Below are 19,804 nucleotides of genomic sequence, written 5' to 3' on the forward strand. Positions count from 1 at the left end.
CGGCGTCAGCACCCCTCCGCAGGCGGGCCCGGCGCCCAGCACGGCCCGCCTGCGGTCACCACGTCCCATCTCGGGCCTCAGGCGGGCCCGGAGAGGCAGTGCCCCTTCCCATGAACCTTCGTGTGAAGCCCCGTTCGAGCATCCGCAGACCCCATGCGAGCATCTTCAGACCCAAGATGATGTGGGCCGGCGCGACCTGCCTGCTGGCCGCCGTACTGGTCCCCCTCCCCGCGACCGCCGAACCGGCGAACGGCGCCGCGAACTGCGGCACGGGCGGTGTCCTGGCCGTATCGCCGCCCACCTGCACCTACAGCGCGGTGGGCACCGACACCTTCACCGTTCCGGACGGGGTGACCGCGGTAAGCGTCGACCTGTTCGGCGCCGAGGGCGGCGGCGCGGCCGGGTACGTCGCTCCCAACCCTCCGAACGCGGGAGCGTCCGGCGGGCTCGGCGGCGAGACCCGCGCGACCCTGCCCGTCAGCGCGGGGCAGCGGCTCCAGATCACCGTGGGAGGCGCAGGCATCCCCGGCACGTCCCGGCACGGCGAGTTCGCCCGGCCCGGCGGCTCCGGCCACGGGGCCGGGGGCAGCGGTGCGCACGGCGGCGGCGGCTCCGGAGGCGGCGCCACCGACGTGCGGGTCGACGCCTTCGGCCCCTCGGATCGCGTCCTGGTGGCCGGCGGCGGCGGAGGGGCGGGCAACGGCGGGCCCCTGCTGCACGGCGGAAACGGCGGCGGCCTCAGCGGAGAGGACGGCGGCGAGGGCGGCGGCCCCGAGGGATCCGGCGTCGCCGGCGGCGGTGGCACCCAGACCGCGCCCGGGACCGGCAGCCCCAACTCCGTCCTCGGCGGCCCCGGAGTGGCCGGCGGCGACATCGACCCCAACACCGGCCTGCCCAACCCGGGCAGCGGCGGCGCCGGCGGCAACGGCGGCCGCGGAGGCAACGGCGGGGGAGGCGGCGGGGGAGGCTACTTCGGCGGCGCGGGCGGCTCCGGCGGCGGGAATCCCGGCAATCTCTACGGAGCGGGCGGCGGCGGGGGAAGCGGCTTCGCGACGCCGACGGCGACCGATGTCTCCCTCCGCCCGGGCATCCACCACGGCGACGGCAAGGCGGTCGTCTCCTTCCGGTACGGGACGTCGGTCTCGCTCACTCCGGACACCGCCACCCCGCTGTTCGGGCACCCCGTCACCGTCACCGCCACCGTTGCCGCGGGGAACCCGGCCGCGGGCACCCCGGGCGGAACGGTGACGTTCTCGGACGGGAAGACGCCGCTGGCGACCGTGCCGCTCCATGACGGTCAGGCCCGGTTCCGCACCGGCGGACTCCAGCCCGGGTCCCATGAGATCACCGCTCGCTACGGCGGAGACCCGAGTTTCACGCCGAGCGCCACGGCAGGGCCCGCCGACGTCACCGTCGGATTCAGCAAACCGTGCCTCACGACGGCGCGCGACGGCGCCCTGACGGTGGCCGCCGACGAGTCGCTCTGCATCGCGTCCGGCGGAAAGCAGAACGGGCCGGTCAGGGTGCAACGCGGCGGAGCCCTTGCGCTCACGGATGCCGAGATCACCGGTCCCCTCTCCGCCGACGGCGCGCTCGCCGTCACCGTCTGCCGGTCGGCACTCGCCGCGTCCGTCACCGTCAAGGGAAGCAGCGGCTATGTGCTGATCGGCTCCGATCGCGACGGCACGACGGCCTGCGCGGGCAACAGGATCAAGGGCTCGCTGACCCTGGACGCCAACACCGGAGGTCTCGAAGCCTCGGCCAACACGATCACCGGACCGGTCGCGATCACCGACAACAGCGGCAGCGGCCCGTTCCCCGAGGACGCCGTCCCCGCGTTCGCCGCCAACCACGTCACCGGCCCGCTGCGCTGCAACGGCAATGAGCCGACGTTGCACCAGAGCGGCAACACCGTGGACGGGCCGCGGTTCGGACAATGCCGATGACGTGCCGTGCAGCGCCGGACGCGGGCCCGTCGCGAAAGCGCTGACCGCTCCGCAATCGACGTCCGTTTGCCGCCAGCGTGATCCCACCTCGTTGATCACACTGGCGGCATGACCCTTTCCTCCACCCCAGACTCGATCACCGTCCTCACCGGCATGTACGCGGCCGAGGCGGAGTACCTGGCCGCCGGCGGCCCCGGCGAGGCTTCCTTCGACGTGCTTGCCCCGTACTTCGCGCCCGATGTCGTGCTGCATCAGGCCGACTCCCTTCCCTACGGCGGCACCTGGCGTGGGCACGCCGGCATGACCCGGTTCTTCCTCGCGATGAGTGCGGCGTGGGAATCGTTCGACATGGTGGAGCAGGAGTTTCTCGCCACCGGTGAGACCGCGGTGATACTCACCCAGGTCCGCGCCCGCGCCCGTGCGACCGGCCGTGAACTCACCTTCCCGGTCCTGCAGACGATCACGGTCAGGGACGGCCGGATCGCCGAAATCCGCCCCTTCTACTGGGACACCGGAGCGATCGCCGAAGCCTGCGCCGTGCCGACGCCGGCCGGCTGAGTCCGGCGCCGGCCGATTGAGTCCGACCCCGCTGCCGGCACTAGGACGGCGGTGACGGTGGGAGGCCCTGGCCGTCGCCCTCTCCGGGTGGCCGCTGTGCGAGCGCGGTCCAGGAGCGCAGAAGCAGGTCGAAGGCGTCGACGACGACGTCGTCCGGGATGCCGGCGGGGGTCAGGAGGCGCTGGATGAGCAGGCCGTCCTCCAGGGCGTGGACGATCAGGGCGAGGAACGCGGGGTCCCCGGGCGATCCCACGCCGCGTGCGGCGAACGCCTGCTCCAGGCCGGCGGCGTGGGCGTCGCGGGCGAGGAGTTCGCGTTCGGCGAGCAGCGGGCGCAGCTCCTCGTTCCGCAGCGCGTACAGGACGAGTTCCATGCGCAGGGCGAGCCATTCGGGCAGGTGCCGGGCGCGTTCGTGGTTCCAGTCCCGGAGCTTGCCGACGGCGTCGTCGAAGGAGGCGGCGTCCTGGGTGAGGGTGCGGACCTCCTCCAGCTCGCGGCGGGTGCGCTGCTGGAGCAGCTCGGCGACGAGGGCGTTCTTGTCCTCGAAGTTTCCGTAGAAGGCGCCGCGGGTGTAGCCGGCGCGCTCGGCGATCTGCTCGACGGAGGCGCCGTTGACGCCGCGTTCGGTGAACAGCTCGGCGGCGGCGGCCAGTAGGCGGCCGCGGGTCTGCTGTCGGCTCTCTTCGCGGGTCAGGCGCTTGCGTTCGGGTGTCACGGCGGCATCCTACGGCGCCCTCCCGCAAAATATTCAGTCCTGTATTCGGATACAGGTATGTATCTTTCTGTCGGAGCGAAGGGAAGGTCCGATGGAAATGAACGAACTGTGGGCGCTGGAGGCGTCGGAGCTCGCGAAGCTGGTGGCTCGCGGGGAGGTGTCCGCGGCGGAGTCCGTGGAGGCACACCTGGAGCGGATCGCCGCGGTGAACCCGCGGGTGAACGCGGTGACCCGGCTGCTGGCGGACGGGGCCCGGGACGCGGCGCGGGAGACCGACCGGCGCCGGGCCGCCGGCGAGCGGCTGGGCCCGTTGGCCGGGGTGCCGTTCACGGTGAAGGAGAACATCCACGTCGCCGGTTCGGCGACCACGCACGGCGTGCCGTACTTCCGTGACTGGGTGGCGCCGTCGGACGCTCCGCCGGTGCGGCGGCTGCGTGCGGCCGGGGCGATTCCGATCGGCCGCACCAACATGCCCGACCTGGCCCTCGCCGGAGTGCACACGGTCAGCCAGCTGTTCGGGGACACCGTCAACCCCTGGGACCCGCAGCGCACTCCCGGTGGCACCAGCGGCGGCGACGCGGTCGCGGTGGCCACCGGCATGGCGCCACTGGGCCTGGGCAACGACTCCGGCGGGTCGGTGCGCAACCCGGCGACGTTCAACGGCGTCGCGGGGCTCAAGCCGAGCTACGGGCGGTTCCCGGCCGACCACCGGATGAGCGATCAGGATCCGGTGCTGGGCCACCAGCTCTTCCCCGTGGACGGTCCGCTGGCCCGGTCGGTGGCGGACCTGCGGGCGGCGTACGAGGTACTGGCGGGGCCGGACCCGCAGGATCCGCGGGCGGTCCCGGCGCCGCTCCACGGGCCGCGGCCGGACGCGCCGGTGCGGGTCGGCGTGGTGACGGACCCCGGCGGCCGGGGCGACGTCCACCCGGACGTGCGCGCGGCGGTCGAGGCGGCGGCCGCCGCCCTGGAGGACGCCGGGTATGCGGTCGAGGAGGTGGAGGTGCCGCGGCTGCAGGACGCCCTCGACGGCTACGGCGCGCTCCTGCGGGCCGAGTTCTCGCTGGCCTGGCCCGTGCTCAGGCGGCTGCTCACCGACGACAGCGCCCGTCACCTCGAGCTGGACATGCAACGCCACCCGGCCATCGGTCTGGAGGAGTACCTCCGCCAGACCGGCGTACGCCTGGGCGTCCAGCGCGCCTGGGCCCGCTTCTTCGAGCGCTGCCCGCTGCTGCTCGGGCCGGTGTCCACGCAGCCGGTACCGGAGCCCCTGATACCGGAGACCGCGGAGGAACGCGACGCGATGATGACGCCGATGCGACTGCTGACCGCGACGACATATGTGGGGGTGCCCGCCGTGGCCGTGCCCACCGGACTCGCGGGCGGCCTGCCGCAGGGCGTCCAGGTCGTGGCGGGCATGTACCGCGAGGACCTGTGCCTGGACGCGGCGCAGCGGATCGAGGAGCGTCTGGGCGTACTCGCCCCGCTCGACCCGCGTCCGCACCGGGTCGGCGGGGACGGGAGGTGACGGCGGCCGGTTCGCGGCCCGCTTCCTGACGCGGCCCGGCGGGGGAGTGGCCGCCGTTCATCGGGGATGATTCCCGAGGGGCGGGCTGTTGGGGGAGTGTGGTCCCGGCGGCGAGCGCCGCGTTATCCGAATCAGCAGGGAACGCCGGGGCATCGAACGGCGATCGTCCTGCGAGGGACCGGCGATCGACCGGGGACGGGGGAGGCGTGGAACTCCGACAGGTGCGGTACTTCGTCATGGTCGCGCAGGAGCTGCACTTCGGGCGGGCGGCGGACCGGCTGCACATCGTGCAGTCGGCGGTCAGCCAGCAAATCCGGCGCCTGGAACGGGAGTTGAACGCCGACCTCTTCGACCGGTCGGCGCGCCAGGTGCGGCTGACGACCGTCGGCGAGCGGTTTCTGCCCGAGGCGCGGGCGCTGCTCGCCGCTGAGGAACGGGCCCGCGCGGTGGTCACCGACCTGGCCGCCACCCGCGCGAGCACCCTGCGGGTGGGGACGGGCACGGGCCTGGGCGCCCACCTGGACCGGGTACTGGACGCGCTGGCCTCCATCGCCCCGGAGGTCGGCGTGGAACTGGTCGCCGCCCCGGCCCGGGAGCGCCTCGAGCGGGTCGCGGCCGGTGAGCTGGACGCGGCGTTCGTACGCGGCGCCGTGGACGACGGGGGCCGCCCGCACGCCCATGAGGCAAGGGGCGACGCCCGGGAGGGCCTGAGTTTCGTCCCGCTGTGGCAGGACCCCCTGGTGGCCGCCGTCCCCGCCCGCCACCCGCTCGCCGCCTCGCCCGGCACCATCGCCCTCGCCGACCTCGCGGAGGTGCCCCTGGTCCTGACCGAACGCAGCAGGAACCGCCCCCTGGTCGACCTCGTCGTCACGGCCTGCCACCAGGCCGGCTTCACCCCCGTCCCCGGCCCGCGGCCCGGCAGCCTCGACAACACCCTGACCGCGATCGGCGCCTGCGGCCCGGCCGACGCGCTGTGGACCGTCGTCTACGCCGCCCACGCCCGCCGCCTGAGCACCCCAAGGGTGGCCTATCTCCCGTTCCGCAACCCGGGGATGGAGCTGACCACCTCCCTCGCCGTCCAGCGGGCCGCCCCGCCCGCGGGGGTCGAACTGCTGCTGCGGGCCTGCGCGGCGCCCGCCGATCTCGTTCCGTGATCGCTGCCTGCACGATCTGCTTCTTGGTCGCCGGTCCCGTACGCGATGAACTGATCCCACGCCGGTGAGCCACCCGCGGGCCCGGAGATCCGGAGTCCGGCAGTACGGGAACGGCCGCCACTGACAAGGGAGTTCAGCCATGCCGATCGTCACCGTCCAGCAGGGTCCGCGCAGTGTCGAGCTCAAGCGGGAGCTGGTCAGGCAGATCACCGACGCGTTCGTGGACGCGTACCGGATCCCCGCCGAGAGCGTGCAGGTGTGGATCCAGGAGGTCCCGGCCGACAGCTGGGGCGCGGCGGGCGTGCTCACCGCCGACAAGTAGGCGGGGCGGGGCGCCCGGACCCCTCGTCCGGCGCCCCGCGCCGCGCACGCTGCGCCACCAGGGAGGCACCGGCTCCCGCGACACCGGATCCCGCGGCCCCGACGACTGGACCACCCGCGTCGGGCACGCCGATGATGTCCTCAAGGCGTCAAGATCGCGCCCTACCGTTGCCGTCGCGGGAGTCCTCGCTTCCTCTGCCGGCGACGGGAGCCGCCAGGATCCCGTCTCAGACGTATGCGTGCCGGATACAGGAGAGAGAACGATGCGGACACCGATGACGATTGCGGACTTCCTCGACCGGGCCGAGCTGGGCTTCCGCACCGGCCCAGGCGTGGTCGACGAGCCGTATCAGCCAGGACCGCCGGTGCCCGAGTCGACGTACGGGAGGTTCGGCGAACGGGTACGGGCCTGGCAGGCGGGCTTCGACGCGCTCGGGGTGGGCGAGGGCGAGCGGGTGGCGGTGGTCAGCCACAACTCCGCGCGGATGCTGGAGCTGCTGTTCGCGGTGCCGATGAGCGGCCGGATCTGCGTGCCCGTCAACTTCCGCCTCAAGCCCGAAGAGGTCGATTACGTGGTGCAGCAGAGCGGGGCCTCGGTCCTGCTCATCGACCCGGAGCTCGCGGACGCCCTGAGCGGCGTCAAGGCGCGCCACCGGTTCGTACTCGGCGAGGAGACCGAGGCCGGCCTGATGCGCTTCGGCGTCGCTCCCCGGCCGTGGTCGAACCCGGACGAGGACGCCACCGCGACGATCAACTACACATCGGGCACCACCGCCCGGCCCAAGGGCGTACAGCTGACCCACCGCAACATCTGGGTCAACGGCATGACCTTCGGCCTGCACACGCGGGTGTGGGAGGGCGATGTCTATATGCACACCCTGCCGATGTTCCACTGCAACGGCTGGGGAATGCCGTATGTGATGGCCGGACTCGGCGTCAAACAGGTGGCGCTGCGCAAGGTCGACGGCGCGGAGATCCTGCGCCGCGTCGATGAGCACGGCGTCACGCTCATGTGCGGCGCGCCCGCGGTCTGGAACGCCGTGCTCGACGCGGCCACCACCTGGACCGGCGAGATCCCCGGGCGCGATCGCGTACGGGTCGTCTGCGCGGGCGCCCCGCCGCCGAGCAAGACCATCCAGCGCGTGGGTGAGGAACTGGGCTGGGAGTTCCTCCAGATCTACGGCCTGACGGAGACGTCGCCGCTCCTCACCGTCAACCGGACCCTGCCCGGGGACGCGGGTCTGCCCGCCGACGAGCGGGCGCGCAAGCTGTCCCGCGCGGGTCTGCCCGCGCTCGGCGTCCAGCTGAAGGTCTCCGGGTCCGGCGAGGTCCTGGCCCGCTCCAACACGGTGCTGGAGGGCTACTGGGACAAGCCGGAGGAGACCGCGGCGGCCCTTCAGGACGGCTGGTTCCACACCGGCGACGGCGGCACGATCGACGACGCCGACGGCCACCTCACGATCTCCGACCGCAAGAAGGACGTGATCATCACCGGGGGCGAGAACGTGTCGTCGATCGAGGTGGAGGACACGATCTTCAGCCACCCGGCGGTCGCCGAGGTCGCCGTCATCGGTGTGCCGCACGAGAAGTGGGGTGAGACGATCAAGGCCCTGGTGGTCCTCGCCGAGGGGGCGGCGGCGCAGGAGTCCGACATCATCGCCCACTGCAAGCAGCGCATGGCCGGGTACAAGGCACCCACCTCCGTCGAGTTCCGCGACGCCATCCCCCGCACGGCCACCGGCAAGATCCAGAAGTTCAAGCTCCGCCGGCCGTACTGGTCCGACCGCGACCGGGAAGTCAACTGACCACCGGCCGCCCGTATCCCAAGACCGGCCGCCGCCCGTACACCGGCAGCGCCCTCCCGAGGGCCGGGTGTGCGGGCGGCACCGGTGGGGAGTTTCCCCGGAGGCCCACCGAGCAGGGCCACGGCGGCGCCGAGTACCGCGAGGAGAAGCACCGATGAGCAGTCAGCAGGAGCAGACCGGACCGGCCGAGCCGGCGTACGCGAGCGGGGTCGCCGAACGGCCGCTGCTCGGCCGTACGATCGGCGCCGATCTCGCCCGTACCATCGCCCGCTTCGGCGACCGCGAGGCGCTGGTCGAGGCGGCGAGCGGCCGTCGCTGGACGTACGCCGAACTGGGCCGCGCGGTGGACGAGGTGGCGCTCGGACTGCTGGCCAAGGGCGTCGGCAAGGGCGACCGGGTCGGCATCTGGTCGCCCAACTGCGCCGAATGGGTGCTCATCCAGTACGCCACCGCCAAGATCGGCGCCATTCTGGTCAACGTCAACCCGGCATACCGCGTCCACGAGTTGACGTATGTCCTCCAGCAGGCGGGCATCACGGTGCTGGTCTCCGCGATCCACCACAAGAACAGCGACTACCGCCGGATGACCGAGCAGGTACGGGCCGACTGCCCGGCGCTGCGCGATGTCGTCCACATCGGCGACCCGACGTCCTGGGGCGGCCTGCTGGCCGCCGGCGCCGCCATCCCGGCCACCCGCCTGGCCGCCTGCGAACGGGGCCTCACCGCCGACGACCCGGTCAACATCCAGTACACCTCCGGCACCACCGGCTTCCCCAAGGGCGCCACCCTCTCCCACCACAACATCCTCAACAACGGCTACTGGGTGGGCGAGACGGTCGGCTACACCGAGCACGACCGGGTCTGTCTCCCCGTGCCCTTCTACCACTGCTTCGGCATGGTCATGGGAAACCTGGGCGCCACCTCGCACGGCGCCTGCATCGTCATCCCGGCCCCCGCCTTCGACGCCGCCGCCACGCTCCGGGCCGTCCAGGACGAGCGCTGCACCTCCCTGTACGGCGTTCCCACCATGTTCATCGCCGAACTCAACCACCCCGACTTCGCCTCGTACGACCTCTCCTCGCTGCGCACCGGGATCATGGCGGGCTCCCCGTGCCCGGAAGAGGTCATGAAACGGGTCGTGGCCGAGATGCATATGGCCGAGGTGTCCATCTGTTACGGCATGACCGAGACCTCGCCGGTCTCCACCCAGACCCGCCGCGACGACGACCTCGAACACCGCACCGCGACGGTGGGCCGGGTCCTGCCGCACATCGAGGTCAAGGTGACCGACCCGGGGACCGGCGTGACCGTGCCGCGCGGCACCCCGGGCGAACTGTGCACCCGCGGCTACAGCGTGATGCTCGGCTACTGGGAGGAGCCCGAGCGCACCGCCGAGGTCATCGACGCCGCGCGCTGGATGCACACCGGCGATCTCGCGGTGATGAACGACGACGGGTACGTACGCATCGTCGGCCGGATCAAGGACATGATCATCCGGGGCGGTGAGAACGTCTATCCCCGGGAGATCGAGGAGTTCCTCTACTCCCATCCCAAGATCGCGGACGTCCAGGTCGTCGGCGTCCCGGACGAGAAGTACGGCGAGGAGATCGCCGCCTGCGTCATCCTCCGTGACCCCGAAGTCCCGCTCACCCGCGAGGAGTTGGCGCTCTACTGCCGCTCCCGGCTCGCGCACTACAAGATTCCGCGCTACCTCGAGATCATCGAGGAGTTCCCGATGACGGTGAGTGGGAAGGTCCGCAAGGTCGAGCTGCGGGAACGGCTGGTGAAGGGGCTGGGGGCGGTGCGCTAGCCGGACGGCAGAGCGCTGCCGGTGCGCCGTTGCGGGGGATGTCCTCGTCCAGGAGCCGGGCCCAGTCCGGACGCCAGCGGGGTGCGCGGGATGCCATCTCGCGCGCCAGGGTGTCCGGCCGGGCCTCGGCGGTGCCGTAACGCGCGCCCCACCAGCCGGGCAGGTGGTCATGGGCGCGGTCGACGGTGACCGCATCGGCGTCCCCCGTGATCTGCACCCGTAGGTACAGCCAGCGACCGGCCTCGGCGTCGCCGGCCGCGTCGGCCCTCCGCAGGTCATCGAGCAGGACGCACAGCTCGTCGGCGAGCCGCAGGCCCCGCTCGTCGTGGAAACCGTCGCGGCGGTACTGGTTGCCCGCGTCCGTGCCGTCGGCGAACGCCGCGGTGAGCACGCGACGCCCGTCGCCGTCCGACGGGTGGCCGGCGCGCAGCCAGGACGTCAGGCGCTCCAGGGCGGCGCCGGCGGCGGGCGTCGCGCGGGGCAGTTCGACGGCCGCGCGCATCGCGACCGCGATCACCCCCGCGTACTGTTCCGGCAGGTCGCACGGCACCCGCCGGTCCGCCGGTTCCCCGTGCCCGGCCGGCAGCCGCGGGCGGGCGACGCCGTGCGCGGCGGCCGCCCGTGCCTCGGGAGTCCCCATGCGCCGCACTTCCGCCGCATCGACACCGTCCTCCCGAAGCGCCGTGAGGACGGCCCGCACCTCGTCGTCGCCGTCCGGGAGCATGGAACGCAGCCCGTCTTCCCGCACGGTGTACGGGTACGGGGCCCGGCCCCACGCGCCGTCCGCCCACCAGTAGAGGAAGCCGAGGCCCTCACCGCGGTCGGTCTGCGCGGCCAGCCGCTCCCAGGGCAGCCAGGACGGGCCGCCGGCCAGCAGATCGACGGGCGGGACCTGCCCGATGCTCTCGCTGTAATCGAGGTCGAGCCCGCGGAGCACCGCCCGTCCGCCCTCGACCCAGGTCAGCGACCACCAGCCGTTGCCGACGTCCGCGGAGTGCAGCCCGGTGTCGTCGACCCGGTAGTTGTGCACGGGCAGCGGGCGCTCGGCCGCCCAGGCGGCGAGGGTGGCGCCGTGCGACCACAGCTCCTCGGGGTGCGGGGGCGCCTCGTTCGGTACGTATCCCAGATGCACCGGGGCCGGGGCGGAGCCGGGCGGGGTGTCGCGCACCGCCGCCAGCAGGGCGGGGAGCTGGGGTGGCCACAGCGGGTCGGGGGAGTCGGCCAGTTCGGCCGGGGTCCACCAGCGGCCGTGCAGGATCTTGTCGGCGGCGTGCGCGGCCGCCACGCCGTCGGCCGGCTCCCGGCGCGGGCCCCGCGCGAGGTAGATGTGCTCGTGCTGGCGTACCGGCACGCCGACGGGGCCTCCTTCGAGCGCCTCGGGCCGGGTGAAGTCGTGCTCCCAGGTGCACAGCAACGGGCCCGGCTCCAAGTCGCTCCAGCCGGTCTCCTCGCGGAGTTCGCGCAGCGCGCCCGCGCGCGGGCCCTCGCCGGGGTCCAGCCCTCCGCCGGGCATCGCCCAGTGGACGCCGACCTCTTCGTTGTCATACCGGAAGAGAAAGATCGCGCCATCGGGATCGAGCACGGCAACGCGTGCGGCCTGGCGGGGTGTTCGCATGCGGCCACCCTAATAGGGGCACCGACCTGGCTTGTTTCGTTCGCACAAGATCACCGGTGCGGGTGGGTCCCCGTAGGGTGCGGTCGGCGCGATCATGACAGGATTCAGGCCAAGGGCAAGGCCTCTTCGCGCCAATCACCGCCCATCCCCCCAACCACCCACAATCACCAGCAATCACCCATAGCCATCCACCACCCCCGTAAATCTCTCCGTCAACCACCGTCGAACCACCCGAAGAAACGGAACTCCATGACGCGTATTGCTCGTTGGGCGACCGCAGCGGCTGCCGTGGTTGCCTCTCTGGGGGCCTTCGCCGCCCCCGCCTCCGCCGTCGGGCCCGACCAGTACGGCGGCTACAACACCCAGGTGTTCACCGCGGGCTGCCAGAGCGCAACCGGAGCGGCCACCGGAGCCGAATCCGGCCACAAGCCCGGTGACCTGCTGGCGATCGACGCCGACAGCGCCGCCGCCTACTACCGCTGCAACCCGTCCACCGGCGGAGCGGCGGCCCAGCAGGAGCGCGTGACCTGCGCCCCCGGCGCGTACTTCGACTGGACGCGCGGTCTGTGCGGCCCGGCGCGCACGGTGCCCGAGATGGGTACCAAGCTGACCGCGGGGCGCGCCGAGCTGATCCGGCAGTCGCCGCTGGAGGCCAAGCTCGGCCGTCTCAACGCCACCCTGGTCCGGGACCGTGACAACGGCCCCCAGGACGCCATCTGGAACGCGACCATCACGTTCAAGGACGGCGCGGGCAAGGTCCTGTGCGTGGCCAGGACGGACACCGCCGGCCGGGCCTCCTGCGACGCGAAGCGCGCGCTGCCCGTCACCGATGCGGTGCTGCGCGGCTACACCGCCGAGTACGCCGGCAACGGCAGCGTGAACGGTGCGCTCAACACCGTCGCCCCCGCCACCGCGCGGGGCGGCGTGCTGTAGGCCCCGGCCCTCGGCGTGCCGGTGCCGGGCGGCCCCCCACGGAGGTCCCCCGCCCGGCGCGCCGGGCGCGGCCGGTCAGCGCCGCCCTTCCCCCGGCCAGCCCAGCAGCAGGCGCTGCGCCCGCGGTAGGGAGGCGACGATCAGGTCGTAGGAGTCCTCGATCATGTCGAGGACCAGCCGGTCGGCGAGGTCCCCTTCCAGGGAAACGGTGTTCCAGTGCCGCTTGTTGAGGTGATAGCCGGGCACCACCTCCTGGTGCGCGGCGCGCAGCCGCTCGGCCAGCTCCGGATCGCATTTGAGGCTCACGGTGAGCGGGGCGGCCGTCAGCGTCGTCAGCGCGAAGATCTTGCCGCCGACCTTGAAGGTCGATACGTCCGGGTGCCGGGGGAACGGGAATTCCTCGGTCGCGCCGGGAAAGCCCAGGCAGACGGCCCGGAGCGCATTCGCGTCGATCATCTGCGCATTGTCTCCCGAACGTCCGCCGGTTGTCTCCCGATCTTCTGCCGACGCCCTGCCGGTTGTCTTGCCCAGGCGCCCCGGCCCCGCCCTCTTGACCCAACTGCCTGACTACCCGTCATATTGCAGAACGGAAGTGCCGGGCAGCCGGCAGTCGTGGGAGGGCCCGTGCTCACACTCGAAGGCAGGACCGCCGTCATCACCGGGGCCGCGCGCGGCCAGGGTGCCGAGACCGCCCGGCTGTTCGCCCGGCTCGGCGCGCGTGTGGTGCTCGGCGACATCCGCGACGACCTCGGCGAGACGGTGGCCGCCGAGATCGGCGACGCCGCCCTCTACACCCCTCTCGACGTCACCGACGAGTCCCGCTGGGCCGCCGCCGTCGACATCGCGCTGGATGCCTTCGGGGGCCTCGACATCCTCGTCAACAACGCCGGGATCTTCCGCTCGATGCCCCTTCGCGACGAGTCCCCGGAGGCCTTCGAGTCGACGCTGCGGATCAATCTCGTCGGGCCGTTCCTCGGCATACGGGCGGTACGGGAGCCCATGATCCGCGCGGGCGGCGGCTCCATCGTCAATATCTCCTCCATCGCCGGCCTCACCGGCATCGCCCGCACCGGAGGCTATGGCGCCTCCAAATGGGGCCTGCGCGGCCTCACCAAGGTCGCCGCGCTGGAACTCGGCGAGTACGGCATCCGCGTCAACTCCGTCCACCCGGGCATCATCGACACCCCCATGGTCGAGGGCATCGCCCCACCCGCCGGCCCCGGCAACCACCCCGGTGTCGCCCTCCGCCGCACCGGCCTGCCCCAGGACGTCGCCGGTCTGGTCGCCTTCCTCGCCTCCGACGCCTCGGCCTATCTGACCGGAGCCGAGATCGCGGTCGACGGCGGCTCGACGGCGGGCCGCGCCCCGGCGGTCACCCCGACGGCGTGACGCACGGGCGCCGCATGGCCACCCGCGGCCAGCGGTCCAGGCCCCGCCGCGCCTCGTCGGCACGGATTTCCCGGAGCCCGGGGGTGAGTTCGTCCTCGGCGAGCACCCGGAAGCCGAGCCGCTCGTAGTACGGCGCGTTCCACGGCACCTCGGTGAAGGTGGTCAGGGTCAGCGCGGCCGCGCCCCACCGGTCGTCGTCCTCGGCCCGGCCGATCAGGGCCCGGCCGATGCCGCGGCGGGCGTGGTCGGGATGCACGGAGACCTGCTCGATGTGCAGGCAACCGTCGACCGGCTCCCGGACCAGATAGCCGATCGGCCGCTCCGGCCCGTCGCCGCGTCCCGGTCCCCCGTACGCGGCCAGCAGCCGCCCCGCCAGCAGATACCGCGTCAACTCGGCCTCCGTCGGCGGTTCGTCGTCCGCGATCGCCGCCATGCCGAGCGCGCGGAACGCTTCGCCCGCCGCGCGCTCGATCTCGCGCAGTACGGGCAGTTCGCCGGGGGCCGGCGTACGTATGATCACTCGGCCAGTGTCGCCGATGGCACCGGCCCGGTCGAACGGAATTCGGCGGCCGCGACCTCCTCCCCTCGCAGCACCGCCCGGTACCGGTCACCCGCCTCCGCCAGCTCGAGGTCGGTCAGCTCCCGGACGCCATGGACGACGAACGGCTCCGCGTAGCGCATGCCCGTCAGGTGGGCCGTGGCGTCGAAGGGGAGCAGCAGATCGCGTACCGGGAAGCGGTTGACGCCGCCGGGACGGTAGAGGTGTTCCGCGCCGCCGGCCGTGGTGGCCACCCGGAGGGTCTTGCCGCGCAGCGCGGTGCCGCTCGAGCCGTACGCGAAACCGTAGGCGAGCACCTCGTCCATCCACGCCTTGAGCAGCGGGGGAGCGGAGTACCAGTAGAAGGGGAACTGCAGGACGATGCGGTCGTGCGCGCGCAGCAGCCGCTGCTCGTGGGCGACGTCGATGCGCAGGTCGGGGTAGGCGGCGTACAGGTCGTGCACGGTGACGCCGGGTTCGGTGCGGGCGGCTGCGGCCAGCGCCGCGTTGTTGCGGGAGGCGGCGAGGTCGGGGTGGGCGAGGACGATCAGGGTGCGCACGGCTGTGCTCCTTCGACGGCGTCGACGTAATGGCGGGCCACCTCGGCGGCCGGGGTGCCGGCGGCCGGGTCCCGGCCCAGGGCGGCGAGGGTTTCGGCGACCCAGCCGGGGCGGATCGCGGTGAGGCGCAGGCCGCGCGGCAGCTCGATGGCAGCGGCCTCGACGAACGCTTCCAACCCGGCGTTGACCAGCGCGCCGAACGCCCCGCCCGGCGTGGGCCGTTCGAAGACTCCGCCGGTCAGCACGATGGTCCCGCCGTCGCGCAGATGGTGCAGCGCGCGCCGGGCCAGCTGCACCTGACCGATCAGCTTGCCCCGCAGCCCGACGGTGAAGTCGTCGTCCGAGGGGGAGTCCAGCGGGGTCAGCCGGCCGCTCGCCGCGCAGCAGACGACCGCGTCGGCATCCGGTACGGAGGCGAACAGCGCGTTCACGGACGCCATGTCCTCCAGATCCACGGTGACGGGTCCGCGGCGCGCGGCCCGTACGACCTGATGGCCGCGGTCCTCCAGCTGCCGGGCGACGGCGCTGCCGATGGTGCCGGTCGCTCCGATGACGATGACCTTCATGCCTTGCATGCCTTTCATGACCTTCAAGACCTGCGTGTCCTTCCCGACCCCTGCGCCCTTCGCGACGGCCATGCCCTTCATGGCCGCCACGGCGTTCACGGGTTGATCCTCACGGACCGTCGGCCCGCTACCCAGCCCCCTGCGGAGGGTAGGAACGCGGTGCCTACCCCTGTCAGGTGCAGCCGGCCGCCGGGCCGCGTCAGACTGGCGGTATGGAGCGGATATCTGAGCTGGGGGAGTTCCTGCGGACCCGCCGGGCGCGGCTGGCGCCGGCCGAGGCGGGGCTGCCCGACTACGGCGGCAAACGGCGCGTACCGGGCCTGCGCCGCGAGGAGTTGGCGCAGCTGGCCGGGATCAGCGTGGGGTACTACACCCGCCTGGAGCAGGGGGCCGGAGCCAACGTCTCGGACGAGGTGCTGGCGGCCCTGGCGCGCGTCCTGCGGCTCGACGACACGGAGCGCTCGCATCTGCACGGACTGGCCCACCCGGACCGTGCGGCGGCGCGGTCCGGGGAGTGCGTGGAGCGGCTGCGGCCGTCCGTACGGAACATGATCGAGGCGCTGGGCGGTGTCCCGGCGGTGGTGCTGGGCCGGTTCCTGGACATCCTCGCGTGGAACCGCGCCGGGCATGCGCTGCTCGCCGGTTATCTGCCGTTCGAGGCCCCGGACGAACCGGCCGGCGGGCGGCCCAATGTCGTGCGCATGATCTTCCTCGATGCGCGCTACCGGGCGCTGTACCCGGACCTGGACAGCAAGCTCCGCGACGCCGTGGGCGGGCTGCGGCTGCTCACCGGGCAGTGGCCGGACGAGCCGGGGCGGTACGAGCTGATTGCCGAACTCACCCGGGAGAGCGCGGAGTTCGCCACTCTGTGGGCCGACCACTCGGTCCGCACCTGCGCCACTCACACCCGCGAGTACCGCCATCCGGCCGTCGGCCCGCTCGTCCTCACCGGCGAGACGCTGATGCTGCCGGACGATGCCGGGCAACGGATGGTGATCTACCACGCCGCGCCCGGGTCGCCGTCGGCGGACGCCCTGCGCCTGCTGACGGCGACCGCCGGGGCCGGGGTCAGCGTCCCGTAGCGCCGTACTTGATCAGCTCGTCGGCCGGGTCGTTGACCGGCTGCGGCGTGCCGGTGAGGTCCATCACGAACAGCGGCAGATGGAGCTCATCGGCGCGGGCGCGGGCGTCGCGGGCATAGCCGGCCAGGGAGAAGAAGACGGCGATGGCCGAGTCGTTGAGGCCGTTGAGCCAGACGCATTCGATCTCGCGGAGCTTGGTGGACCGGGTCGTCGGGTCGACCTGGGCCACCACCCCGGTGCCCCGCAGATCCACACCGGCGGCGCTGCGCTCCTGTGTGCGGCCGACGTCCGCGAAGCCCAGCCATTTCAGATACTGCGCGGCGGCGGTGACGCAGTCCCGGGCCGTACGGATGGTGACGGGCCGGAACGCGGGCCGCAGCACGGCGGGCCGGGGGCCCGGCGCCCCCGCTGGCCGGACGGCGGGGGCGCCGGGCGGACCGAAGGCGCCGGGCTCCGGGATCACGGGCGGCGCCGGGGCGGGCGCCGGGGCCACCGGGACGCGGACGACCGTGCCGCAGGCGCAGCCCGCCTCCGGCGCGGGCCACTCGTCCTGCCGTCCGCAGACCTCGCACCGGACCTCCACCCAGGAGGCCTGCCAGGTGCGGTGGAGTATCTCGACGGGTACCCCGCCCCGCAGTACGGGCATGGTCAGCGGCGCGCCGCAGGCGCACGGGAACGTGGGCGGGGTGAAGGCGTTCTCGCGGCGGCACGTAGGGCACCGCACCGGCACGCTGTCGGCCATAGGGGCTCCTGGCACTCGCGGGTGGGCGGCAGACGGGACGGTGCTGCCGCTGTCGTCCATGCTCTCTCCAAAACGGGGCGCAGGGGGCCGAAATGAGAGGAGAGCCGCAGGCCGGGCGGATATCCGGGGGGAGCGGGGGGAACGCACGAAGGGCCCGGAATCCGTGACCGTACGGATTCCGGGCCCTACGTGGGTGGTTCCCGCCCGGTGATACGAGGATTGGGCGCGACAGGACATCGCACCACCGGACGGAGTCGTGGTCCCACGGGACGGAGGCCGTGGGACGGAGGCAGGAGGCGGGCTCCGCGGCGGGGAGTGGCTCACCCTTCCCTATCGGGCGAGCGCTGCCACCGCACTGGTAATTCCCCGGGTGCCGCGGAGCACCGCGCTACCTCTCCGTACCGGTCGACCACCCCTCAACGGGCCGACCGGTACGGATGCGCAAGGAGACTGACCTCCCGTCAGTCCTCGCGCAGCTCGCGGACCTTGGCCTCGACGCGCTTGCCGTAGTCCTGGTCGGCGGCGTGGAAGTGGGCGAGGTTCTTCTCGATCACATCGTCGCGGCCCACCTGGGAGAGACCGCCGGCGATGTTGTCCACCAGGCGCTTCTTCTCGTCCTCGGACATCAGGCGGTAGAGCTCACCGGCCTGGAAGAAGTCGTCGTCCTTGGTGTGCGCCGGGGCCTCGTGGGTGCCGGTGTAGCCGGAGATGGCGAGCGGGGCGGAGAGCGCCTCGTTCGTCTGCGCGGGGCCGTCGTACGAGTTCGGCTCGTAGTTCTTGGCGTGGCGGTCGTAGCCGTTGGTGGCCATGAGGCCGTCCCGGCCGTAGTTGTTGGCCTGGGTCGCCTTGGGGGCGTTCACCGGCAGCTGGGTGTGATTGACGCCCAGGCGGTAGCGGTGCGCGTCGGCGTAGGCGAAGAGCCGGCCCTGGAGCATCTTGTCCGGGGACGGGCCGATGCCGGGCACGAAGTTGTTCGGCGAGAACGCCGACTGCTCGACCTCGGCGAAGACGTTGTCCGGGTTGCGGTCCAGGACGAGGCGGCCGACCCGCTGCAGCGGGTAGTCGGCGTGCGGCCACACCTTGGTCAGGTCGAACGGGTTGAAGCGGTAGTTCGCCGCCTCGGCCGCCGGCATGATCTGCACGTACAGCGTCCAGGAGGGGTACACGCCCCGCTCGATGGACTGGAGCAGGTCGGTCTGGTGGCTGTTGGGGTCCTTGCCCGCCAGCTCGGCGCCCTGCTCGCTGCTCAGGGAGCGGATGCCCTGGTTCGTCTTGAAGTGGTACTTGACGAAGAAGGCCTCACCCTGGGCGTTCGTCCACTGGTACGTGTGCGAGCCGTAGCCGTTCATGTGGCGGTACGAGGCCGGGATGCCGCGGTCGCCCATCAGCCAGGTGATCTGGTGGGTGGCCTCGGGGGCGTGCGCCCAGAAGTCCCAGACGTTGTCCGGCTCCTGCTTGCCCGTGAAGGGGTCGCGCTTCTGGGAGTGGATGAAGTCGGGGAACTTGATCGGGTCCTTGATGAAGAACACCGGGGTGTTGTTGCCGACGAGGTCGTAGTTGCCCTCTTCGGTGTAGAACTTCAGGGCGAAGCCGCGCGGGTCGCGGGCCGCGTCCGGGCCGCCGAGGTTGTCGGCGACGGTCGAGAAGCGGATGAACGTCTCGGTGCGCTTGCCGACGGTGTTCAGGAAGTCGGCGCGGGTGAAGCCAGTGACGTCGTCGGTCACCTCGAAGTAGCCGTAGGCGCCCGAGCCGCGGGCGTGCACGACGCGCTCCGGGATGCGCTCGCGGTTGAACCGCGCGAGCTTCTCCAGCAGGTGCTGGTCCTGGAGGATGATCGGGCCGCCGACGCCGGCGGTGGCGGAGTTCTGGTTGTCGGCGACGGGGGCGCCAGCCTCCGTAGTGAGAATGCGCGCCGTCAGCGTGGGCTTCGACATGGTGACCTTCCGTACGAGAGCGCGGAATTGGCTTCCGCATGTCGGAGCGTAAGAACTGCTCCGACCAAACGTCAACAGTTTGTTGAAATAAAACCTGGGTGTGAGCTGGTGTTCCGGACGACGGCCGCGCCTGGGCGCGACAGGACAGGTGTCAGCGCGGCCGCCGCCCGGAAATCTAGGGGTTCGGGGCCTGAGAAATGCAGGCCCCGAAGAGCATCAGCCTTCGATGGTGTGGCCGGAGAGGCGTTCGACGCCGCGGAGGAGGGCGGAGTGGTCGAGGGAGCCGTCGCCCTGGGCGCGGAGGGAGGCGACGAGGTTGGCGACGACGGAGCCGACGGGCAGGGCGGCGCCGACGGTGCGGGCGGCGTCGGTGACGATGCCCATGTCCTTGTGGTGCAGGTCGATGCGGAAGCCGGGCTTGAAGTCGCGGCTGATGAAGTTGTCCTTCTTGCGGGTCAGGACGGTGGAGCCGGCGAGGCCGCCGTTGAGGACGTCGAGGGCGGCGGGGAGGTTGACGCCGGACTTCTCGAGGAAGACGACGGCTTCGGCGCAGGCCTGGATGTTGATGGCGACGATGAGCTGGTTGGCGGCCTTGACGGTCTGGCCGG

Annotated in this window: 19 protein-coding genes; 10 read left to right on the forward strand and 9 right to left on the reverse strand. The window is 72.4% G+C overall.

Features of this window, described 5'->3' with window-relative positions; translation table 11 throughout:
• The first annotated feature begins 122 nt into the window (after window positions 1-122).
• Together ACIRPT_RS32845 and ACIRPT_RS32850 are read left to right on the forward strand one after the other, a co-directional pair.
• Window positions 123-1,946: an Ig-like domain-containing protein gene (locus ACIRPT_RS32845; RefSeq protein ID WP_403833796.1), complete on the forward strand. Its 1,824-nt coding sequence runs from the start codon at window positions 123-125 to the stop codon at window positions 1,944-1,946.
• A gap of 108 nt (window positions 1,947-2,054) precedes the next feature.
• Window positions 2,055-2,504 carry a nuclear transport factor 2 family protein gene (locus ACIRPT_RS32850; protein WP_403833798.1) on the forward strand — a complete coding sequence of 150 codons (450 nt, stop codon included), beginning with the start codon at window positions 2,055-2,057 and terminating at the stop codon, window positions 2,502-2,504.
• A 40-nt stretch (window positions 2,505-2,544) separates the two neighbouring features.
• Here the strand turns inward: ACIRPT_RS32850 and ACIRPT_RS32855 are convergent, their stop codons facing one another.
• Complete coding sequence (locus tag ACIRPT_RS32855) at window positions 2,545-3,219, reverse strand: TetR/AcrR family transcriptional regulator (RefSeq protein WP_403833801.1); 675 nt, start codon at window positions 3,217-3,219, stop codon at window positions 2,545-2,547.
• 91 nt (window positions 3,220-3,310) lie between these two features.
• Between ACIRPT_RS32855 and ACIRPT_RS32860 the strand changes: the two genes are divergently transcribed.
• From ACIRPT_RS32860 to ACIRPT_RS32880, 5 genes are all read left to right on the forward strand, one after another.
• Window positions 3,311-4,747, forward strand: a complete 1,437-nt coding sequence (locus ACIRPT_RS32860) for an amidase (protein WP_403833804.1) — start codon at window positions 3,311-3,313, stop codon at window positions 4,745-4,747.
• A gap of 206 nt (window positions 4,748-4,953) precedes the next feature.
• Entirely contained in the window at window positions 4,954-5,901 is a 948-nt protein-coding gene (locus ACIRPT_RS32865) for a LysR substrate-binding domain-containing protein (protein ID WP_403833806.1), read from the forward strand.
• 139 nt (window positions 5,902-6,040) lie between these two features.
• Window positions 6,041-6,223, forward strand: a complete 183-nt coding sequence (gene dmpI, locus ACIRPT_RS32870; protein ID WP_403833808.1) for a 4-oxalocrotonate tautomerase DmpI — start codon at window positions 6,041-6,043, stop codon at window positions 6,221-6,223.
• Between the two features lie 262 nt (window positions 6,224-6,485).
• On the forward strand, window positions 6,486-8,027 hold the full coding sequence (locus ACIRPT_RS32875; RefSeq protein ID WP_403833811.1) for an AMP-binding protein: 1,542 nt from the start codon (window positions 6,486-6,488) through the stop codon (window positions 8,025-8,027).
• 154 nt (window positions 8,028-8,181) lie between these two features.
• Entirely contained in the window at window positions 8,182-9,837 is a 1,656-nt protein-coding gene (locus ACIRPT_RS32880; RefSeq protein WP_403833814.1) for an AMP-binding protein, read from the forward strand.
• Here the strand turns inward: ACIRPT_RS32880 and ACIRPT_RS32885 are convergent.
• Entirely contained in the window at window positions 9,746-11,452 is a 1,707-nt protein-coding gene (locus ACIRPT_RS32885; protein ID WP_403833817.1) for an NUDIX hydrolase, read from the reverse strand. The two genes, ACIRPT_RS32880 and ACIRPT_RS32885, sit on opposite strands and share 92 nt — an antisense overlap.
• Before the next feature lie 249 nt (window positions 11,453-11,701).
• Here ACIRPT_RS32885 and ACIRPT_RS32890 point away from each other — a divergent pair, with 249 nt between their 5' ends.
• Complete coding sequence (locus ACIRPT_RS32890) at window positions 11,702-12,385, forward strand: hypothetical protein (RefSeq protein ID WP_403833819.1); 684 nt, start codon at window positions 11,702-11,704, stop codon at window positions 12,383-12,385.
• Between the two features lie 75 nt (window positions 12,386-12,460).
• Here ACIRPT_RS32890 and ACIRPT_RS32895 read toward each other — a convergent pair whose 3' ends face one another.
• Window positions 12,461-12,841 carry an MmcQ/YjbR family DNA-binding protein gene (locus ACIRPT_RS32895; protein ID WP_403833821.1) on the reverse strand — a complete coding sequence of 127 codons (381 nt, stop codon included), beginning with the start codon at window positions 12,839-12,841 and terminating at the stop codon, window positions 12,461-12,463.
• Window positions 12,842-13,009: 168 nt separating this feature from the next.
• On the opposite strand from ACIRPT_RS32895, the gene ACIRPT_RS32900 reads away from it, so the two are divergent.
• Window positions 13,010-13,774, forward strand: coding sequence for a glucose 1-dehydrogenase (locus ACIRPT_RS32900; RefSeq protein ID WP_403833823.1), 765 nt, complete (start codon window positions 13,010-13,012; stop codon window positions 13,772-13,774).
• Here the strand turns inward: ACIRPT_RS32900 and ACIRPT_RS32905 are convergent.
• From ACIRPT_RS32905 to ACIRPT_RS32915, 3 genes are read right to left on the reverse strand one after another with little or no spacing between them, the layout of a single operon-like run.
• Window positions 13,758-14,294 (reverse strand): GNAT family N-acetyltransferase, encoded by a 537-nt coding sequence (locus ACIRPT_RS32905; protein WP_403833826.1) that lies wholly within the window; start codon window positions 14,292-14,294, stop codon window positions 13,758-13,760. The two genes, ACIRPT_RS32900 and ACIRPT_RS32905, sit on opposite strands and share 17 nt — an antisense overlap.
• The gene (locus ACIRPT_RS32910; protein WP_403833828.1) at window positions 14,291-14,872 is read right to left on the reverse strand and encodes an NAD(P)H-dependent oxidoreductase; all 582 of its coding nucleotides are present in this window, start codon (window positions 14,870-14,872) and stop codon (window positions 14,291-14,293) included. The genes ACIRPT_RS32905 and ACIRPT_RS32910 overlap by 4 nt, the downstream gene beginning before the upstream one ends.
• Window positions 14,860-15,438 carry a short chain dehydrogenase gene (locus ACIRPT_RS32915; RefSeq protein WP_403833884.1) on the reverse strand — a complete coding sequence of 193 codons (579 nt, stop codon included), beginning with the start codon at window positions 15,436-15,438 and terminating at the stop codon, window positions 14,860-14,862. The genes ACIRPT_RS32910 and ACIRPT_RS32915 overlap by 13 nt, the downstream gene beginning before the upstream one ends.
• A 212-nt stretch (window positions 15,439-15,650) precedes the next feature.
• Here ACIRPT_RS32915 and ACIRPT_RS32920 point away from each other — a divergent pair, with 212 nt between their 5' ends.
• On the forward strand, window positions 15,651-16,520 hold the full coding sequence (locus tag ACIRPT_RS32920) for a helix-turn-helix transcriptional regulator (RefSeq protein ID WP_403833830.1): 870 nt from the start codon (window positions 15,651-15,653) through the stop codon (window positions 16,518-16,520).
• On the opposite strand, the gene ACIRPT_RS32925 is transcribed toward ACIRPT_RS32920, so the two are convergent.
• The 3 genes from ACIRPT_RS32925 to ACIRPT_RS32935 form a co-directional block, all read right to left on the reverse strand.
• Window positions 16,507-17,262, reverse strand: a complete 756-nt coding sequence (locus tag ACIRPT_RS32925) for a hypothetical protein (RefSeq protein WP_403833832.1) — start codon at window positions 17,260-17,262, stop codon at window positions 16,507-16,509. The genes ACIRPT_RS32920 and ACIRPT_RS32925 overlap by 14 nt on opposite strands.
• Window positions 17,263-17,723: 461 nt before the next feature.
• Entirely contained in the window at window positions 17,724-19,181 is a 1,458-nt protein-coding gene (locus ACIRPT_RS32930) for a catalase (RefSeq protein WP_403833886.1), read from the reverse strand.
• Between the two features lie 231 nt (window positions 19,182-19,412).
• A partial coding sequence (locus ACIRPT_RS32935; protein ID WP_403833835.1) for an NAD-binding protein occupies window positions 19,413-19,804 on the reverse strand: 392 nt, incomplete at its 5' end.

The sequence above is a fragment of the Streptomyces sp. NPDC101227 genome, from assembly GCF_044767545.1.
Classification (GTDB): domain Bacteria; phylum Actinomycetota; class Actinomycetes; order Streptomycetales; family Streptomycetaceae; genus Streptomyces.